The organism is Amycolatopsis sp. H20-H5, assembly GCF_035828755.1.
GTDB lineage: Bacteria > Actinomycetota > Actinomycetes > Mycobacteriales > Pseudonocardiaceae > Amycolatopsis.
In genome coordinates this window covers 1-16662 of sequence record NZ_JAYMZS010000021.1, presented here as the reverse complement: position 1 = coordinate 16662, position 16662 = coordinate 1, and the positions used below count along the sequence as shown (strand labels likewise).

Annotated in this window: 13 protein-coding genes and 1 rRNA gene; 6 read left to right on the top strand and 8 right to left on the bottom strand. The window is 67.9% G+C overall.

The features are described from left to right. Positions 1-313: 313 nt before the first annotated feature. Positions 314-1690 carry a transglycosylase family protein gene (locus QMK34_RS15010; RefSeq protein WP_326414553.1) on the bottom strand — a complete coding sequence of 459 codons (1377 nt, stop codon included), beginning with the start codon at positions 1688-1690 and terminating at the stop codon, positions 314-316. An 808-nt stretch (positions 1691-2498) separates the two neighbouring features. Here QMK34_RS15010 and QMK34_RS15005 point away from each other — a divergent pair. Together QMK34_RS15005 and QMK34_RS15000 are read left to right on the top strand one after the other, a co-directional pair. Next, the gene (locus QMK34_RS15005; RefSeq protein WP_326414551.1) at positions 2499-4043 is read left to right on the top strand and encodes a hypothetical protein; all 1545 of its coding nucleotides are present in this window, start codon (positions 2499-2501) and stop codon (positions 4041-4043) included. A 590-nt stretch (positions 4044-4633) separates the two neighbouring features. Further along, complete coding sequence (locus QMK34_RS15000; RefSeq protein ID WP_326414550.1) at positions 4634-5581, top strand: hypothetical protein; 948 nt, start codon at positions 4634-4636, stop codon at positions 5579-5581. A gap of 337 nt (positions 5582-5918) precedes the next feature. Here QMK34_RS15000 and QMK34_RS14995 read toward each other — a convergent pair whose 3' ends face one another. The 3 genes from QMK34_RS14995 to QMK34_RS14985 form a co-directional block, all read right to left on the bottom strand. After that, positions 5919-6677 (bottom strand): choice-of-anchor P family protein, encoded by a 759-nt coding sequence (locus QMK34_RS14995; RefSeq protein ID WP_326414549.1) that lies wholly within the window; start codon positions 6675-6677, stop codon positions 5919-5921. A gap of 41 nt (positions 6678-6718) precedes the next feature. Then, positions 6719-7621, bottom strand: a complete 903-nt coding sequence (locus QMK34_RS14990) for a L,D-transpeptidase (RefSeq protein WP_326414547.1) — start codon at positions 7619-7621, stop codon at positions 6719-6721. A gap of 129 nt (positions 7622-7750) precedes the next feature. Further along, positions 7751-8107 carry a winged helix-turn-helix transcriptional regulator gene (locus QMK34_RS14985; protein WP_326414546.1) on the bottom strand — a complete coding sequence of 119 codons (357 nt, stop codon included), beginning with the start codon at positions 8105-8107 and terminating at the stop codon, positions 7751-7753. 91 nt (positions 8108-8198) lie between these two features. Here QMK34_RS14985 and QMK34_RS14980 point away from each other — a divergent pair, with 91 nt between their 5' ends. Further along, the gene (locus QMK34_RS14980; protein WP_326414545.1) at positions 8199-9038 is read left to right on the top strand and encodes an SDR family oxidoreductase; all 840 of its coding nucleotides are present in this window, start codon (positions 8199-8201) and stop codon (positions 9036-9038) included. A gap of 97 nt (positions 9039-9135) precedes the next feature. Here QMK34_RS14980 and QMK34_RS14975 read toward each other — a convergent pair whose 3' ends face one another. After that, entirely contained in the window at positions 9136-9759 is a 624-nt protein-coding gene (locus QMK34_RS14975; protein WP_326414544.1) for a TetR/AcrR family transcriptional regulator, read from the bottom strand. Between the two features lie 81 nt (positions 9760-9840). Here QMK34_RS14975 and QMK34_RS14970 point away from each other — a divergent pair, with 81 nt between their 5' ends. Together QMK34_RS14970 and QMK34_RS14965 are read left to right on the top strand one after the other, a co-directional pair. After that, positions 9841-10392 (top strand): nuclear transport factor 2 family protein, encoded by a 552-nt coding sequence (locus tag QMK34_RS14970; protein ID WP_326414543.1) that lies wholly within the window; start codon positions 9841-9843, stop codon positions 10390-10392. 253 nt (positions 10393-10645) lie between these two features. Then, entirely contained in the window at positions 10646-11608 is a 963-nt protein-coding gene (locus QMK34_RS14965) for a lysyl oxidase family protein (protein WP_326414542.1), read from the top strand. A gap of 5 nt (positions 11609-11613) precedes the next feature. On the opposite strand, the gene QMK34_RS14960 is transcribed toward QMK34_RS14965, so the two are convergent. Next, the gene (locus QMK34_RS14960; RefSeq protein ID WP_326414541.1) at positions 11614-13140 is read right to left on the bottom strand and encodes an alpha/beta fold hydrolase; all 1527 of its coding nucleotides are present in this window, start codon (positions 13138-13140) and stop codon (positions 11614-11616) included. A gap of 623 nt (positions 13141-13763) precedes the next feature. Next, positions 13764-15755 carry an NAD-dependent DNA ligase LigA gene (gene ligA / locus QMK34_RS14955; RefSeq protein WP_326414540.1) on the bottom strand — a complete coding sequence of 664 codons (1992 nt, stop codon included), beginning with the start codon at positions 15753-15755 and terminating at the stop codon, positions 13764-13766. Positions 15756-15862: 107 nt separating this feature from the next. On the opposite strand from ligA, the gene QMK34_RS14950 reads away from it, so the two are divergent. Further along, positions 15863-16450, top strand: coding sequence for a dihydrofolate reductase family protein (locus QMK34_RS14950; protein ID WP_326414539.1), 588 nt, complete (start codon positions 15863-15865; stop codon positions 16448-16450). Between the two features lie 87 nt (positions 16451-16537). Here QMK34_RS14950 and rrf read toward each other — a convergent pair. Next, positions 16538-16654 (bottom strand): 5S ribosomal RNA (gene rrf, locus QMK34_RS14945). Between the last annotated feature and the right edge of the window lie 8 nt (positions 16655-16662).

Genomic DNA, 16662 nt, shown 5'->3' with positions numbered 1-16662 from the left:
ACTCCCGAACTGTCCCTGAAGGCCACCATGACGGCGTCTAACGCCGTCATGGTGGCCTTCAGGGACCATTGCCGACGGCGGCACGCGAGGGGGAGGGGGTGAATGAAGGGCACGCCAACGACACCTACCGGCCAACGTGGGCAGGTGGGCGAAGACGGCGACAACTCAACAGTGGGGCTGGAACGGGACGTGCGCGGGCGGGCCGTCACACCATCAGTGGCGACAGGGAGAGCGCCAAGAAGGAAGGCAGCCCGAGGCCGTATTCACTCAGCCTGCCAACCGGATCGAAACAACCTGCCGAGGCCGTACTCACTCAGCCGGGTTGGACCCGATGCTGGTCGGTCACGCCGTCGCCCTGTGTGTCACTGCGGGGGCACGAGAGCCGGGTGACCGGACCGTCGGCACCGACTGGCCGCTCTCCGCACCCGGCGCCAAGCGACGGGCCCCGCAACGCGGACTTGGCGGCATCACGGATTACGTCGCCAAGCGAGGATTTGTGCGCCGGACGGGCGTCGTGCTCGCAGGGCTGGTCGGGCAGATCCGGCGGCTGAAGCACCGGCGGAGACACGACCGGGGGCACGCACGAGCACGGCGGGACCGTCGGCTTCGGTGCGGGCGGCGCCGGGACCGGGGTGGTCGGCGGAGCGGGAACCGGAGTCGTCGGCGGCGCGGGAACCGGGCTGCAGGGCTTGCAGATCGGCTTGGCAGGCACCGGCTTGGCAGATACGGGCTTGGCGGGAGGCTTCGGGGTGACCGGCTTGGGCGCGACGGCCTTGACCGGAGCGGGTGTGGCGTCCTTCACCGGTGCGGGTGTCGTGTCCTTGCCGGGCGCGGGGACCGGGGTACCGAGCATGCCCGGGAGCGCTGAGCGCGGGACGCCCGCCTTGCCTTTGGCGAGGCAGGTGGGCCAGGCCTTGGCACCCTGTGTCTTGAGGATCTTCCGGCCGACCGCCTTCTGCTGTTCGGGGGTTGCCAGGTCAGCGGAGCGGGCGTAGGCCGTGCCACCGAACGACCGCCAGGTCGACGGCGAGATCTGCAGCCCACCGAAGTAGCCGTTGTGAGTGTTGACGTGCCACCGGCCACTGCTCTCGCATTTCGCGAGCTTGGCCCAGGCGTCGTCACCGGCCGCGGACGACGGTGCGGCCGGGGTCTTCGGCGGCTTGTCACCCGCGGGCTTGGCCGGCGCCACCGGGGCAGCGGACGGCTTCGACGGCACCGGGGACGTCGGCTGCGCACCCTTGGCGGGCGAGCTCGGCGGCGGCGAGGACGTCGGCGGGGCGGGGCTGCTGATCTGCTGCGCGTTGGCGATCGTCGTCTCGTCCTGGCTGCCGAAGAGGTCACCGAGCTGAGCGGCGAGTAGCGCCGAGGCCGACGCGATGGCGACCGTATAGAGACTGAGTCCGACGATGCCGACGCGCAACGGGCGCCGGGATCGGGACTGCCAGAACTTCGCTCCACTCGGCTTCGCGGCACGGCGGCCGCGGTCACCCGACGGACGGGGGCGGACCGGGCGAGCGGCGCGGGCGGACTCGGGGAGTTCACCGAACCGGTCGATGAACGTGGTTCCCGGAACCTCTTCTTCGCGGCTGCCGGGCCGGGCGGAGCGTCCGGTGCCGGCGGCGGAACGGGCTGCCGTTCCGGAGCGGCGCGGCGGCGACTGCGGCCGGGCGGGTTTCTTGTTAACGGGCATGAGGTGCGCCTCCACAGGAGTGGGCCGGGGCGAGATCCGATCGGGAAGGAAGTCCGATGAGCGAGATCCCGGGTGACCCAGGGTTGGTGTTGATCGAGGGTTCCGGCCTCAGCCGCGTAGCCGCGGAGAATTCGGTGGGCTCCTCGATGGGCAGGAATTCCGGTCAGGAACGACGGGAACCTGGTATCCACCACGCCGCGAAAAACCAGCGGCGCAACCCGGGCGAACCACAGCCCGGACCGCCACGAAGAGATGCTCCCGATGGACTGTGTCGACATCAGGAAGGTCGTCTGTCCCACGGACTGCGAGTACTCAGTAGTCCCTTGTGGAGGCGGCCATCTCGGTTCATGACATCCGGCCAAGGGCCGGATACAGTTCACGTTAGGCCTATCAGGTGGAAAGCGTCAACCCTGTTCGCCCAGGTAATCACCGCCTCTGCGGCCCTTCGTATTGACGATCGGCGACTCAGCTCGTATCTTGACCTGGACTCGACAGGTAAAAGCCACGCCGCACTGTCCACCTGTGCCGCACCGGCCACCTCGAAAGTCGCCTTTCATCGTGCGGGAAGGTGGTATTTCTTCCACCAGGAACGCCTTTGCCGGGAAGTCACCGGTGGTGCCGTGAGGCCCCACGTCAGGTTCCCACCCGGGCCAGTGTTCGTCGCTGTAGAACTCGCGATACCGCTCCATGAAAGTAGATTTTCTTTCGAGCTGTTGGCGCTGAATCCGGCGCGTCACGCTCCCCCGATTGCCACTACCTCCGGTCGGCTCCGGCCGTATCCGGTTTACCCGTGATCTGGAGAAATGACATGCCTACGCAGCGCACGACCCGCTCGGTACGAGAGAACCCGTTGATGGTTCCCTCTCCCGATTCGACCAACCGGCGAACCTCCGTCCTGCAGCGGAGCGCCGCCATCGGCGGCCTCGCGCTCGGCAGTTGGTTGCTGTCCGGTGCGGTCCACGACGCCGGTGCGACCACCATGGACGCCGGCTCCCCCGCCACCGCGAGTTCGGCGACGGCCGGGACCCACCAGAAAACGGCGGACGCGATCCACTCGGCCCGCACCTCAGGGTGGGACCCGGCGACCGGCGACACCGCCGGTCCGATCGGGGGTGGCGCCACCGGCAGCACCCCCGATCGGGCTGGCAAACCCGCCGCGGCGAGCCAGTCCGCAAAGGGCGGCGCCGACACCCGAAAGTCCAACTCGGCAAAGGGATCCGCCCGCGCCTCCGCTCCGGCCGCCAAAGCGGGCGCGAAGGGAACAGCGGGCACCGGCGGCAGCACCAGCGCACGCGGCCAGGCCGAGGTTTCCGCCTCAGGCACCGCGGGCGCGTCGGCCACCGCAGGCCATGTCCAGGCCAGTGCGGGCGTGTCGGCCTCGACGCAACTGCTCGACAAGCTGGTCCCCGGCCCCGGCGAACTGGGGCTCGGGAAGAAGGCCCCCGGCCTTTCCGGTGACCTGTGCTCGCAGATCCCCGACCTGAGCATCATCCCGTCACTCGCCCGCTCGTGGACCGACTGGGCACTCGGCGGTTGCCAGGGCGGCCCGGTACACAAGAACCCTTGTGCCTGCCCGGCCCCGACACCCCCGGCGACGCACAAGCCGCCGAAACACACTTGCCCGCCCGCAAACCCGTGCGAGCCCACCCAGCCGCCGAAGCCCACACCGCCGGTCTCGTCACCGAAGCCGCCGAAGCCGAAGCCCGCGCCGTGCACGTGCCCGCCGGAAAAGCCGACGCCGCCAGTGCAGCACCCGTGCCCGACCCCGCCGGAGCAGCCCAGCCCCGTCCCCCCGGTCCCGCTGCCGCACCCGGTGCCCGCACCCGCGCCCACACCGCAGCCTGCCCCGCACCCCACACCCACACCGCGGCCGCCACACCCCAACCCGCCGGTTCACCACAAGCCGCCGGTACACAAACCGTGCCCTGTCCACCACCCCAAGCCGGTCAAGCCCTGTCCGCCGGTCGGCGTGCCCGCTCCGCCCGTGGCCCAGCCCGTGCCGCCGGTCAAGCCCTGCCCGTGCCCGGTCCCACCGATCTCCCAGCCTGTCCCGCCGGTGAGCCAGCCCGTTCCGCCCGTCGCGGCACCCACCCAGCCGGTGCCCCAGCCGCGTCCGCACAAGCCCTGCCCGTCGGCGGCGACGCCAGGCGGAAAGACGGCGACCCCGACCTGGGACACCGGGTCGGGTCAGGCGACACACCCCAGCAAGCCCACCGGCAAGCGTGGACGCAAGTGCGCGCAGGCCTCAGAAGCCGGTGACACCCGGCAGGCCAACTCCGGTAACGGCGTCAACGGTGACGCGGGAGCCGACGGTCACGCCGCATCGGGCGCCTTGACCGCCAGCGGAGTCTGAGCGACGGAACGACCGAGGGTGAGCCCGGCCCCGAAGAGAAACTGCCGGGCTCACTCTCGGAAACCGCCCGCACGGCCGGGATCGAGCAACCGCCGCACCCGTGGCCGAGCACAGCGCACCGGTTCGGAAGGTGAGTCCCATGACGGTTCGACTCAGCGGCCGGTCCTTCCTGGAAGGTCGGTCGCCGCACCGGTCCGGAGCAAGGGGGAAGCGTGACCCAGAAGAGGCAACCTGGCCGGATGGCCATCGAACGGCAGGGATGCCGACGCGGGCCCTGGCGGTGCGGCTCAGCCACGCCTGTCACGCCCGACTCGTCTGGCCGTGGACAGCACCGGACCACCCGGTCGCTGGGGAAGACGTTCGACCCGCTGCCCGGCGCCGGGCAGCCTTCCTTCGCTAGGAGCACCTTGAAGCACGAGGAACTCGGCACCGTCGTTCCCCTGGCGTCATTTCGACGGGCGGCCTCCGTCTCCGACCTCGCGACACGCGGGCCGGGCGCCGGTTGGCCTGCCGATTCTGCTGCCTTCTCGCGGCAGGCTCACGACGCGGGGCGACCGGCGGCCCCCGAGTGTTGCCGACGGTTCGGCGGCGTGCGGCGAACAGCGAACCAGCAGGATCCCGGCGACGCCATCCGCGAAGACCGGCAGTCCGCGGCAGGGGAGGAGAAGAGCGGCAAGTCGTTCAGGCTGACGATAGTTCCCTGGGCAGACGACGGCACCAGCCCGGACCCCACCGCGGGCCCGGACCCGATTCGCCGGCTGGCGGGTGCGCGGACCGGTCAACGGCACGGCGGCGACTCCCGCCGCTCCACATTACGTCTCGTCGGCCGCATCGACGAAACAGCCGCGGGCGAGAGGGCGTGGTGGGCAGCGGCCGGTCCACCAACCGATCGGGCAAGACCGGGCACCACGACCAATTCCGCGGCGCGGTCTCCTTCGCCCGTGATCACCCAGCGCGAACCCCAGCGTGCGACCGATTCCCCGGTCCTTCTCCTGACCCCGGCTGACGAAGACGTCGGCCCAACGGAAACCTCAGTAGCCGCCGCCCATCGCGTGATGCGCTGGATGAAGGCAGAGCGGGAAAGGCTCCTCCGGACCGTCGCCCGGCTGCGGCGAACAGGAGCGTCACCGGGCCGCGGACGTTGGCTGGGCCTCGGCGCCGCACCGGCCCGGGTGGCCGCCACCCGGGTCTTCCTACCCGAGGACGCGGACGAGGTGCAGCTGCCCTGCTGGTCAAGGGTGCTCCGGCTCCGGCTGGCTCTCCTGCTGTTCGCCCTCACCTGGACGCTGGCATGGCTGCTCGTCCTGCGGGAACCCACTGTGATGCAATACAACAGGCCACATGTGACACCACCGGCCGCGCCGCAACCCGGCCGCGGGACTACCCGCCCGGCGGCACCCACCCCGTCCCCTCAGCGGCCGGGCTCCGGTGCCACCGACAGGAAGGGCATTCGACACCGTGCTGCCTTCACTTCGGCGATTCAACCCGGCGCCGCTTATCGCCGAATACCCATTGTTCCAGAAGACCCCGGGTTTTAACGATCTTTAAGCTGTTCTTTCTGCGCGCTGCTAATCTCATTTCCGACGAGCTAGCGGATACGCTCTACCCCAGCTCATCCGCCTGCTGGTCGGGCCCGCTGACCTTCCCCTCCCCATTGGGGGCGGCGTGGCTTTCAGGGGGGCAAGAGGCGCGCACTACACCCCCCAGGTAGGCGCGTCTCTTGTCAACCTTCCTAGTCACTTGTCGGCGCTCCCGTGCGGTGAAAACCGATTCCCTACCGAGCCGAACGGGCAGGGCTGACCGAAGGTCGCCCTGCCCGTTCGCAGCTCATTTGGTAATCCAGGCGGTCAGGCAGTCCACGCAGGATTGAAAGCCTCAACCGGTGACGGGCAGGTGACCGGCCACCGGCACCGGCGTCGGCGCCTCCGGCAACGGCCCGGCCGGACTCTCGTTCGGCGAGGACGGCGACGGCGCCGAACTGGTGGGCGGGCTCGTCGCCGGTGGTGACGAGGGAGACGTCGGCGACGGCGTAGGTGTCGCCGTCGGTTCCGGGCAGGAGCAGGTCGACGATGCGATGTCCAGGCTCTGGTGGCCGTCGACCTTCACCGAAAGCGCGACGACAGTCAACGAGCCGTCGGCGTTCCTCGTCTGCTTGTTCAGCAACACGGAGACATACCCAGGGATCGAGATACCGGTGTTGGGCGGCGGAGCGTAACCCTCCCGCTTGTCGCCCCACTTGAAGTCGGCGAGGTGGGCTTCCCCGCTGCCGCCCGAGCAGGACGAACTCAGGACCGAGGCTTCCAGCTCCGAATTGCCGGAACCGCCGCCGTAGGCCTGCAACTTCAGCCGCAAGTCGGCCAAGCTGGACTTCGCCCAGCCTGGGCCGGCCTCGGCGTTCAGGACACCCGCGACGAGCGAACCATCAGGCGCCCGATACTCCTGCATGGACTTCTTAGCTGGCCCTGACGCGCTATCGACCGCCGAGATGGGGCCGTAGTTCACCGCACCCCGTGCCTGCAGCGCGAAAGCCGCCCCGTGCGGGCCGCCACTTGCGTTGGCCGTGCCGGCCAGCGCGAGCGGTATCGCGAGGACCATCGCCCCCATGGCCACCTGCACACTTTTTCTTCCGGACAAGGGATTTCCTTTCACCAAGAGAACTACACGCGCGGCGGGGATCACCGCACGCTGACCAAAGTGCCTAGTGGCAGTTTGACCAGCCGATCCAAGGCGTCCTTCGAAACCCGGATACAGCCATCACTGTCCTGCTTACCGAGGTGGTCGTCCGTGGGCCACGTATGGATCGCGACCGTCCCGGGACCACCCGCGAACGTTTCGTGCGATTCGGAATGCGCACTGAGGGGGAGGACCAACGGACTGTACTTGTTTACCGTCTCCCGAACCGAGGCGAGAATGAAGAAATTTCCGACGGGCGTCGGATACTTCTCCTTTCCGATACCCACCTTCCAACTGGCTTCAGCGGTGCCGTTGTTCACCACCCGGAGGCTGTACCCGTCGCGGTCGACATCGACCCGGTAGGAGTTCCGGGCACGGTCGACCTTGCCCCCAGCGGTGTTGAGCCAGCCGGTCGACCCGTTAGGCCGCGAGGGAAGAAGCACCCGCACCCACTCGCCGCGCGCGGCCAGCACCGGTAGCCAGGTGGGGCTACCGACCTGCTGTGCGGGCAATCGAGCGATGGGACGACCCCCATACTCGTTATACACTGGGAGTTCTTCCACGGGATGCACCACAACGGTCCCGGCGTCCGTTCCTGTGACGGAATCGATCGAGACGCCGGTGAGACTGGTGAAGGTGGTCGACTCCGGCAACGTCTCGAGCGCCACCGCGCCGCTGGCCGGGGGTACGGACGGAGCGACCTGTCCCGCGCCCGAGCAGGAAGCCACCCAGCAAGCCACGGTCAGGAAAACAGCCGCCCTGCGGACCGGCGAAAGCCTGCACCCTGGCCCCGCTTTTGTCTGCTCCACAAACCACCTCGCTACCTGTTCGGCTTCTCCGAATAAGGCCAGCGAGCGGCCAAAGAGCAAATCACCCTGCCCGGCCACTGGCGAAGTCGTCACCACGACGAATTAGATAAGTCCCAAATGGACAATACAGATCTGGGCGACAGGCACAAGGATAATCCTCATGCTATGACAGCCACTACCACTCTCCGAATCTACGGATTTGGCTTTCTTCACGCCAGCGCCGCGCTACGACAGTCGCTGCGTGATCCGGTCGAACAGTTCCGTCAGAGGCTTGCCGAGGTCTTGACCGAACTCGGTCAGGCCGTAGGTGACCTGGGGCGGTGCCGTCGGCTCAACCTCCCGCCAGATCAGGCCGTCTTGGACCAGCGCGCGCAGGGTTTGGGCGAGCATCTTCTCGCTGATGCCCTGGATGCTCTTGCGCAGCTCGTGGAACCGAAGGTCGTTGTTCCGCAACGAGATCAGCACCCAGACGCCCCACTTGCTGGTGACATGGTCGACCACGTCGCGCGCGGGGCAGTCGGTGTGAAACACCTCATACCGCTCCGCCGCCTCGGCCCGCGTGAACTGCGTACCTCCCGCCACGTATTGAGCTTACCTCAAGGTATGTCCTTACCAAGAGTTAGCCCGACTCCTAGCGTCATGACCACAAAGGACATCGGACAAGGAGCTAAACATGATCGTGGTGACCGGGGCTACCGGCAATGTGGGCCGACCGTTGACGCGGGCGCTGGCCCAAGCGGGCCAGGAGGTGACGACGGTGTCGCGGCACGCGACGGCGACGCCGGACGGCGTCCGCCACGTGGTGGCCGATCTGGCCGAGCCCGCCAGCCTTGAACCCGCGCTGGCCGGGGCGAAGGCGTTGTACCTGCTACTGCCCGGCGACATGCACGCCGCCGGGGCCACCCCGGCCGACGTCATCGGCCAGGCCGCGGCCAGTGGGGTACGCCGGATCGTTCTGCAAACCTCGCTGGCCGTGGCGACCAGGCCGCACGGCCCGACGCGAATCGGGATGCACGCGGTGGAGGACGCGCTGCGGGGGTCCGGCCTGGACTGGGCCATCCTGCGACCGGGCGGTTTCGCCTCCAACGCCCTGTGGTGGGCCGAGTCCGTCCGCGCGCAGCAGCTCATCGCCGCGCCCTTCGGCGACGTCGGGGTGCCGATCATCGATCCGGCGGACATCGCCGAAGTCGCGGCGGCCTGCCTGCAGGACGACCGGCACACCGGCAGCGTGTACGAGCTGACCGGCCCGGCGGTGATCACACCGCGCCAGCAGGCGGAGTCCATCGCCGCCGCGCTGGGCTCGCCAGTGCGGTTTCACGGCCTCACCCGCGACGAGGCCAAGGCCGCCATGAGCCAGCGCATGCCGTCGGAACTCGCCGACGACACCCTGGACATCATCGGCTCGCCGAGCCCGGCCGAACTGCGCGTCAGCCCGGACGTCCAGAGTGTCCTCGGCCGTGCCCCGCGCACTTTCGCGGACTGGGCCACCCGCAACATCGCCGCGTTCCGCTGACACTGCTCGGCGTTGGCACTCTGCGCGGAACCGACTCCAGACAACGCGGCTCTGGCAGCGGCGGGCGCGGGCGCTCAGGCGAGTGTCCGTGCCCGCCTCAGTCACGCAGTAACGCCAGTCGTGTGATGAGGGACGACTGCAGGTCCGGCGGCCACGGGAACAGGGGTGCCGCGACTTGGAGTTGGGCGAATCCGTGGAGCGCGACCCACAGCGCCGCCGCGTCGGCCTGTGGATCGGAGCTGGTTGAGCGGCCCTTTTCGACGCAGGCCGCGACGGCTTGCCGCAGGACGTGGAAGGTCTCCATCCCGAGCGCCGTGAGGTCGTCGGTCAGGGCGGGAGCGCGCTCGAGGGCCTTGCTGGCGTCCCAGACACCACCGAACAGGATCCGGTAGCGGTTGGGCCGCTGCTGGGCGAACACCAGGTAAGCCGTGCAGACCGCCCGCAGGTTCTCGGCCGGGTCAGCGTGGTCCCCGACAGCGCGGAGCTCGTGACCGAGCTCCGCGAAGGCGAGTTGCGCGACAGCGAGCAGGATCGAGTCACGGTCGGGAAAGTGCTGATAGATGGCCGGAGCCGAGATCCCGACCTCCCTGGCCACCGCGCGCAGCGTCACGCTCTGTTCCGTACCGCCATCGAGGAGCCGCGTGGCGCCGTCCACGATGTCGTCGCGCAGCAGGGCGCCCTCGCCGCGCTTGTTGCGGGCTCGAGCTTTCGAAGTCGTCACCCAGATCACTTTACACCCGTTTATCGATCGTGTAAGTTAACACTCGTAAAGTTAACCGGCAGGTCGAACGAGGGAGCAGCCATGAACTGGAACTGGACAAAGGGCACACTGGCGGTCGCGGTGGCGAGTGCCGGAGTCGCCATGGTCATGCTGGCCGCCCCCGCGAACGCCGGGGTCGAGGCCACGTCTTCGTCGACGGTGTCCGCCGACGCCGGTCACGGAACCCAGCAGCACACGCGGGCCATCGTCACCACGTGGGAATCGGCGTGGAGCGAGAACCGGCCGGACGCGATGGCCGCGCTGTTCACCCGCGACGCCACCTATACCGACCTCGCCTTCGGTGCGACATGGCACGGCCAGGCCGAGATCGGCCAGTGGGTGACCAAGACCCACTCCGCTATCAAGAACGCCAGGGTGAAGGTCTCGTCATTCTTCCGCGGCGACAACCAAATCGCCATCCAGTGGACCTTCTCCGGCATGATGCCCGGTGCCACCAAGCCGTTCGCCGTGCCCGCCACCACCATCATGAAGTTGCGGGGCGAGCGCATCGTCACCAATGCCGACTACTACAACCTCGCCGACCTGCTCAAGCAGTCGGGCCTCCCGGCCGACTGGGCAGTCCCGGGCAACTGACGGCCATTCATTGTCTCCACATTGAAATTCTTCCCACCGTAACGCGCGAAATGCACACCGCCGCGATGACGATTCTGTTGAGATCAAGACACTGGCCACGTCGACGTCGTGAACGGTTACCGGCTGATGTCTCGGTGCTGGCATTCGGGTCCATCTGATCGCTCATTCGGGTATTACGGAACACGCGCGGGCCGATACGGCGGACCGGCGGCTAGGTTCGTCCCGTCCACTGGAACCCGGCGAAGTGGGGACGATGAAGACGATCAGCACACGGTCGGCAGCGACGCTGGCCGCGGTACTCGCGATAGCGATGACGCCCGCGGCCTCCGCCGCCGCCGACGGCCCTCTCCTGCCCGATCTTCGGCAGGCACCCGTGGGCTGCCCCGGCGGGTACGGCGGCAATCCCGCGCGGTGTAACGACTGGGACGTCTGCATGGTCCGAGACGCGTCCGCCCCGAACGGCAGATGCGTCAACGGGGGGACGGTGCAGGCCGTGCGCTTGCGCTTCACCACCTCGGAGGACAACATCGGCGACGGCCCACTGCTGCTCTTCGGGCAGCGTGACAGCACGGACCGGCCAACAATGGAGGTCCGTCAGGCGTTCCAGACCGGAGTGGACGGGCCGATTCCCGACTCGTTCCAGGCCGCCCAGCGGCCGACGGCGAACTCGACCTACTACGAGCCCGCGAAGATGCACCAGCACTGGCACCTCATGGGCTTCGAGCATTTCGAACTACGCGCGCCGGGTGGCGGCGTCGTGGCGGCCGACCGCAAGAACGGTTTCTGCCTGGGCGACCGCTATCACACCGCCGACGCCGACACCCTCCCCCACGCGGTGCGCAACGACAACACTCCACAAGGGCTGCTGGGGCAGGGGCTGGCCGGGAACATGTGCAGCATGCACAATCCGGACGCGCTGAAGGTCGTCGAGGGAATCTCAGTCGGACGTGGCGACGACTACACCTACGACGTCGACTTCCAGTGGCTCGACATCACGTCGGTCCCCTCAGGGACATACGACGTCGTCAACACCGTCAACGCCGACCACACCCTCCTGGAAAGCAACTACGAAAACAACTCCTCCTCCATCGCTATCTCGGTGCAATGGCCCCACGGCGCCCACACCCCGCCCACGACGATCACCCAGCCACCCCGCGTGAAACTGCTGCGCAGCTGCCCCGGGCAAACCCACTGCGCAACACCCCCGGCTCCCTGAACGACTCAGTTGCCGGAGGGGACGTCAGGTGCGATGTCCTTGGCCGCCGCGCAACTGGTGCGCTTACCGGATAGTGACCCGGTGATCAGATAAGCGTTGACCGCGTCGTCCACGCAAGCGTTGCCGGTCGAGTTGTAATGGCCATGAATGCCGCTGTTGGTCACGGTGATCAGCGACATACCGAGGTAATCGGCCGCGGCCGCGCCGTCGGCATAGGCGGTCTGGGTGTCACCTTCTGCTTGGACGACCAGACCGCCGCCGTACTGCCGTGGCCCGATCTCGACCATCGGGTCCCGGCCGTGGGAGAACGCGCAGTTGAAAGGCGCGACCCGGCCGACGGAGTCGCCGAACGGAACCTCGGCCTCGACCCGCTTCATCTCCGGGTAGTAGTCCTCGGGGTTGCTCGGCCAGGCCCAGTCGCAGAGGATGGCCTGCATGGTGCCGTTGCCCGGCTTCGGCTTGTCGTTATCTTTGTCACCGTCTTTGTCACCGTCTTTGTCGCCGTCCTTGTCGCGGTAGTCAGCGTCCTCGCCCACGCGGGCCTGCCGATGCACCGAACTGTCGGGCTCATCGTCAAGCTTGGACAGCGATTCCAGCGAACCGGCAGGTTGCGCCGCGGGCTTGCTCCCGCTGAGAGTGGGCAGCAACGCGGTCAGCGTCGCGGCCAGGTCCGCCCAATGCGCGCGATAGCGGGCGCCGCCACCGACTGCCTTGTCGAACAGCCTGGTCGCCGCGTCCTGGTCGTCGGCGGGCACCGCCACCAAGCGATCCATCGTCGCCCGGATCTGCTGCGGATCAGTGCCAAGGTGGAAGCGGCTGTCACGGGCGGCGGCCCACGACTGCCAGGCCGCCACGTTCGCCTTGGTGGCCGCGACGTCAGCGGCCTCACCCAGCTTCCAGGTCTTGCGGGGATCCATCGCCGAGTCCAGCACGATCCGGTCCAGATTCCGCGGGAACAGCTGGCCGTACATCGCGCCGAGGAAAGTGCCATAGGAGAATCCGAGGAAGCTGATCTTCTGCTCGCCGAGGACTTGACGGATCAGGTCCAGGTCTCGCGCGGTGTTCATCGTCGTGACGTGCTGACGGAAGTCCCCGCCCGCTTTGACGCAGGCGGCCTCTTCCTCCTCGGCAGCCTTGGTGATCTTGGGAAAGTCGGCCTCGCTGGGACGGCTGCCGACCGCTGCCTCCTGGTACGGGCCGCACAGCAGCTGAGTCGACTTGCCCACGCCACGCGGATCCATGCCGATCACATCGTAATAGTCCTGCGCGGGCTGCTTCTTCAACGCGCTGGCCAGGCTCCGGCCTTCGCTTCCCGGGCCGCCCGGGTTGGTGAGCAGGATGCCATGGCGTTTGGCCGGGTCGGCGGCCCGGATTCGACTGATCGCCACGTCGATCCGCTTGCCTTGAGGGTTGCGGTAATCCATCGGCGCGGAGATCACCGCACAGTCAGCTTGGTCTTCCTTCAGGCCGTCCGTGTCGCATTCGCCCCAGGTGACTTGCTGATGCACAAGATCGTCCGGCAGGGCGGGCAACGCCGGAGCCGCTGGTTTGACAGCGGGCTCCGAGGAGCACGCTGCCAGGCCGAACGCGGCCAAGACAAGAAAGATTGTTACTACCCTCACTGTGCAGGCCATTCTTCTAGGAGATAGATCGCTTCATTGGTCATGTTCTATCACATTCGCGAAACCAGAACGCGTAACCCATATAACGCAACCCGCACAACACACGAAAGAGGTATTTCACGAATGAGGAGAACTCACTGACACAGGAGTCTTCCCCATTAATCAACCAGCACCGAGGTGACAATCTCGGTACGACACCTCCGCGACGCCGCCTGGACGGAGACCGGCGTTCCGGCCCTCGGGGAGCCCAAGATGCGCGTCACCACCGTTGTCAGCCACGACGAGTGACCGCTCGATATACCGGCCATCGCGGGACCTGCGTCGAATACCTGGTCCACAAAGGACCGGCAATGGGCGGCCGATTCGCTCAGTTCGGGCGCAGCCGCGGCGAGCGGGAAAGCCGCCGCAGACCACGATCGCACGCTGCGTCTACTGCTCAACCTGCTACGGCGCGCGAAGGAAGCAAGCTCTTGCGGACGGACCTTGAACCCTGCCTCGGTCCGCGTGAAACAACAGCTCCCGAAGTCCGCTGTCTAGACGACGTCGGCTGCGATCAGCTGCTGCCAGATTTCGCTCTGGTCGACGACCTCGACCTCGAACTTCTCCGCCTTGGTGAGCTTGCTCGCCCCGACCTCCGCGCCGGTGATGAGCAGATCGGTGCTCGCCGAGACCGAAGACGCGATGGTCGCACCGGCCTTCTCGCACAACCGCTGGAAGACCGGGCGGGCGACCTTCTCACCGGAACGCGGGTCGCTGATCGCGCCGGTGACCACCACCGTCTTCCCGGCCAGTGGCGCACCGGCCGCGACGACCGGCGGGAGGTCCTCCTCCCGCACGTCCAGCGACACACCGCGCTGCCGCAGCCGCTCCAGTTCGGGCCGCAGCCGGGTGAGGTGCTCGATCAGCGAAGCGGCGACCTTCGGCCCGATGTCCTCCACCGCCACCAGCCCCTCGACACCCGCCTCCACGACCTGTTCCAGCGAGCCGAATCCCGACCGGCACAACCGCGCCGCGGTGCCCTCCGACGCCATCGGGATCGCGAGCCCGATCAACGCCCGGCGCAGCCCGACCTGACGACTCGCGTCGATCGACTCGACCATGCGCGCGGCCGAAATCTCGCCGATGCGATCGAACTCCAGCAGCCTCTCCTTCGTCAGCCCATAGAAGTCCGACGGGTGCTCCAGAATCGCCGCCTCGGCCAGCCGTTCGATCCACACCCCGCCGATCGCGTCGATGTCCGCCGCCATCCGCGACGCCCAGTGGATCAGCCGCCGCACTGTCTGCGCCGGGCAGGCGACGTTGGTGCAGAACAGTTCACGGCTGTTGCCCTGCTCGGTCAACGGCTGCTCACACGACGGGCACGTGGCGGGCGGCACGATCTCCCGCTCCGTGCCCGTGCGCTTCGACGCGTCGAGCACCCCGGCGACGAACGGGATCACATCGCCGGCGCGGCGCACCAGCACCGTGTCGCCGATCATGATGCCGCGGGCGCGGATCACCTCCTGGTTGGCGAGCGTCGCGCGGGTGACCGTCGTCCCGCCCACGAACACCGGCTCCAACCAGGCGACCGGGGCGATCTTGCCCGTCTTGCCCACATCCCAGACCACCTCGGACAGCACCGTGGTCTTCTCCTCCGCCGCGAACTTGAAGGCCAGCGCCCCGCGCGGTGAACTCGAGCGGGTCCCGGCGGCGGCGTAGGCGTCACGGTCCGCCAGCCGCAGCACCGCACCGTCCAAGTCGTAGTCCAGGTCGTGGCGCTGCGCCTCGATCGTGGCGATCACCGCCTGCGCCGCGTCCGCGTCCGCGCAGTGCCGCATGTCGGCGACGGCGAACCCGAATGACCGAAGAGCACGGTCCAGATCGGTCTCCGCGCTGTCCGGATCGGTGTCCAGGTCGAACGCGAAGAACCGCAGACGCCGTTCCGCGACGGTGGCCGGGTCCTTGGCCCGCAAGGTGCCCGCGGCGGCGTTACGCGGGTTGATCAGTGGCTTGTCCGGGTGCGCCGTGTTGTAGGCGCCGAAGGTGGAACGCAGCATGACCGCCTCGCCGCGCACCTCCACCCGGCCCGGCGCGTCCACCCGCTCCGGAATCCCGTCGGTCAGCGCCCGCACCAGCACCGTCACATCGTCGCCGGTGGTGCCGTCCCCGCGGGTGATCGCTCGTGCCAGCCGACCGTTCTCGTAGACGACGGCCAGCGACAGTCCGTCCAGCTTCGGCATGACCACCACCGGCTGGCCGGGAAACCGGCCGAAAAACGCCGTGACCTGCTCGGGCCGGGTCGCCTTCTCCAGCGACAGCATCCGGCGCGAGTGCCGGATCGGCGCGTGCAGTACCGCCGGCGCACCCACCTGCTCCAGCGGATTCGGCTCGGGCGCCAGCTCCGGGTTCGCCTCGATCAGCCCTCGCAGCTCGTCCTCGAGCACGTCGTACTCCGCGTCCGCCACCACCGGCGAACCCCGGTAGTAGGCGTCACGCAGCACCACGACCTGGTCGGCGAGTTCCTCAATGCGCTCCTGAGCGTCCACGGCACAGAACGCTACCCGCGCCCACCGACAGAACACTTCCAGAAACACCACCTTCGACGAGGACAGGAGTAAAAATTACGGCACCAGCAACCGGAAGAAGGTCGACGATGAGCAAGGTCTGCTCCCACATGACGATGTCGCTGGACGGCTTCATCGCCGACCCGCAGGATGGCGCCGGCGAACTGTTCGGCTGGTACAGCGCGGGGGAGGTGACCGTGCCGAGCGGCGATGCCCGCTGGTCGTTCGAGCTCGACGAAAACAGCGCCGAAATGATCCGTGAGATGCTCGCGAACACCGGCGCCCTGGTCTGCGGCCGCCGCCTGTTCGACCTCACGAACGGCTGGGACGACAGCCACCCGGTGGGTGCACCGGTGGTCGTGGTGACCCACCGTCCACCCGAGGACACCGGGCAGTGGAAGTCGACCACCTTCGCCGCCGACGTGGCGGCGGGGATCACCGAGGCCAAGGGGATCGCCGGGGACAAGAACGTCACCATCGCGAGCGCGAGCATCGCTCAGCAGGCGCTGGATCTCGGCCTGCTGGACGAGGTCCACATCAGCCTGGTGCCGGTGGTGCTGGGTGCCGGAATCCCCTACTTCGCGCAGCTGACCCGCTCGCCCCACCGGTTCGACGACCCGGTCGTCATCCAAGGCTCGCGTGTCACCCACCTGAAGTACGCCGTGCGCCCGCGCTGAACCACGAAAAATAGCCCGGCCTTCGGGAGTGCCCTGTGCAGGGTCTCGACCGAGGGCCGGGCTATTTCTCTTTCTATCTAAATTAGTGTTCGGCGGCGTCCTACTCTCCCACAATCCTTCGACTGCAGTACCATCGGCGCTACCAGGCTTAGCTTCCGGGTTCGGAATGGGACCGGGCGTTTCCCTGGCGCTATAACCACCGTAACTCTGCG

Excerpts from the sequence above, each read along its gene's own strand:
- QMK34_RS15005 (WP_326414551.1), top strand. The coding sequence starts at position 2,499 with ATGCCTACGCAGCGCACGACCCGCTCGGTACGAGAGAACCCGTTGATG.
- QMK34_RS14980 (WP_326414545.1), top strand. The coding sequence starts at position 8,199 with ATGATCGTGGTGACCGGGGCTACCGGCAATGTGGGCCGACCGTTGACG.
- QMK34_RS14970 (WP_326414543.1), top strand. The coding sequence starts at position 9,841 with ATGAACTGGAACTGGACAAAGGGCACACTGGCGGTCGCGGTGGCGAGT.
- QMK34_RS14965 (WP_326414542.1), top strand. The coding sequence starts at position 10,646 with ATGAAGACGATCAGCACACGGTCGGCAGCGACGCTGGCCGCGGTACTC.
- QMK34_RS15010 (WP_326414553.1), bottom strand. The coding sequence starts at position 1,690 with ATGCCCGTTAACAAGAAACCCGCCCGGCCGCAGTCGCCGCCGCGCCGC.
- QMK34_RS14950 (WP_326414539.1), top strand. The coding sequence starts at position 15,863 with ATGAGCAAGGTCTGCTCCCACATGACGATGTCGCTGGACGGCTTCATC.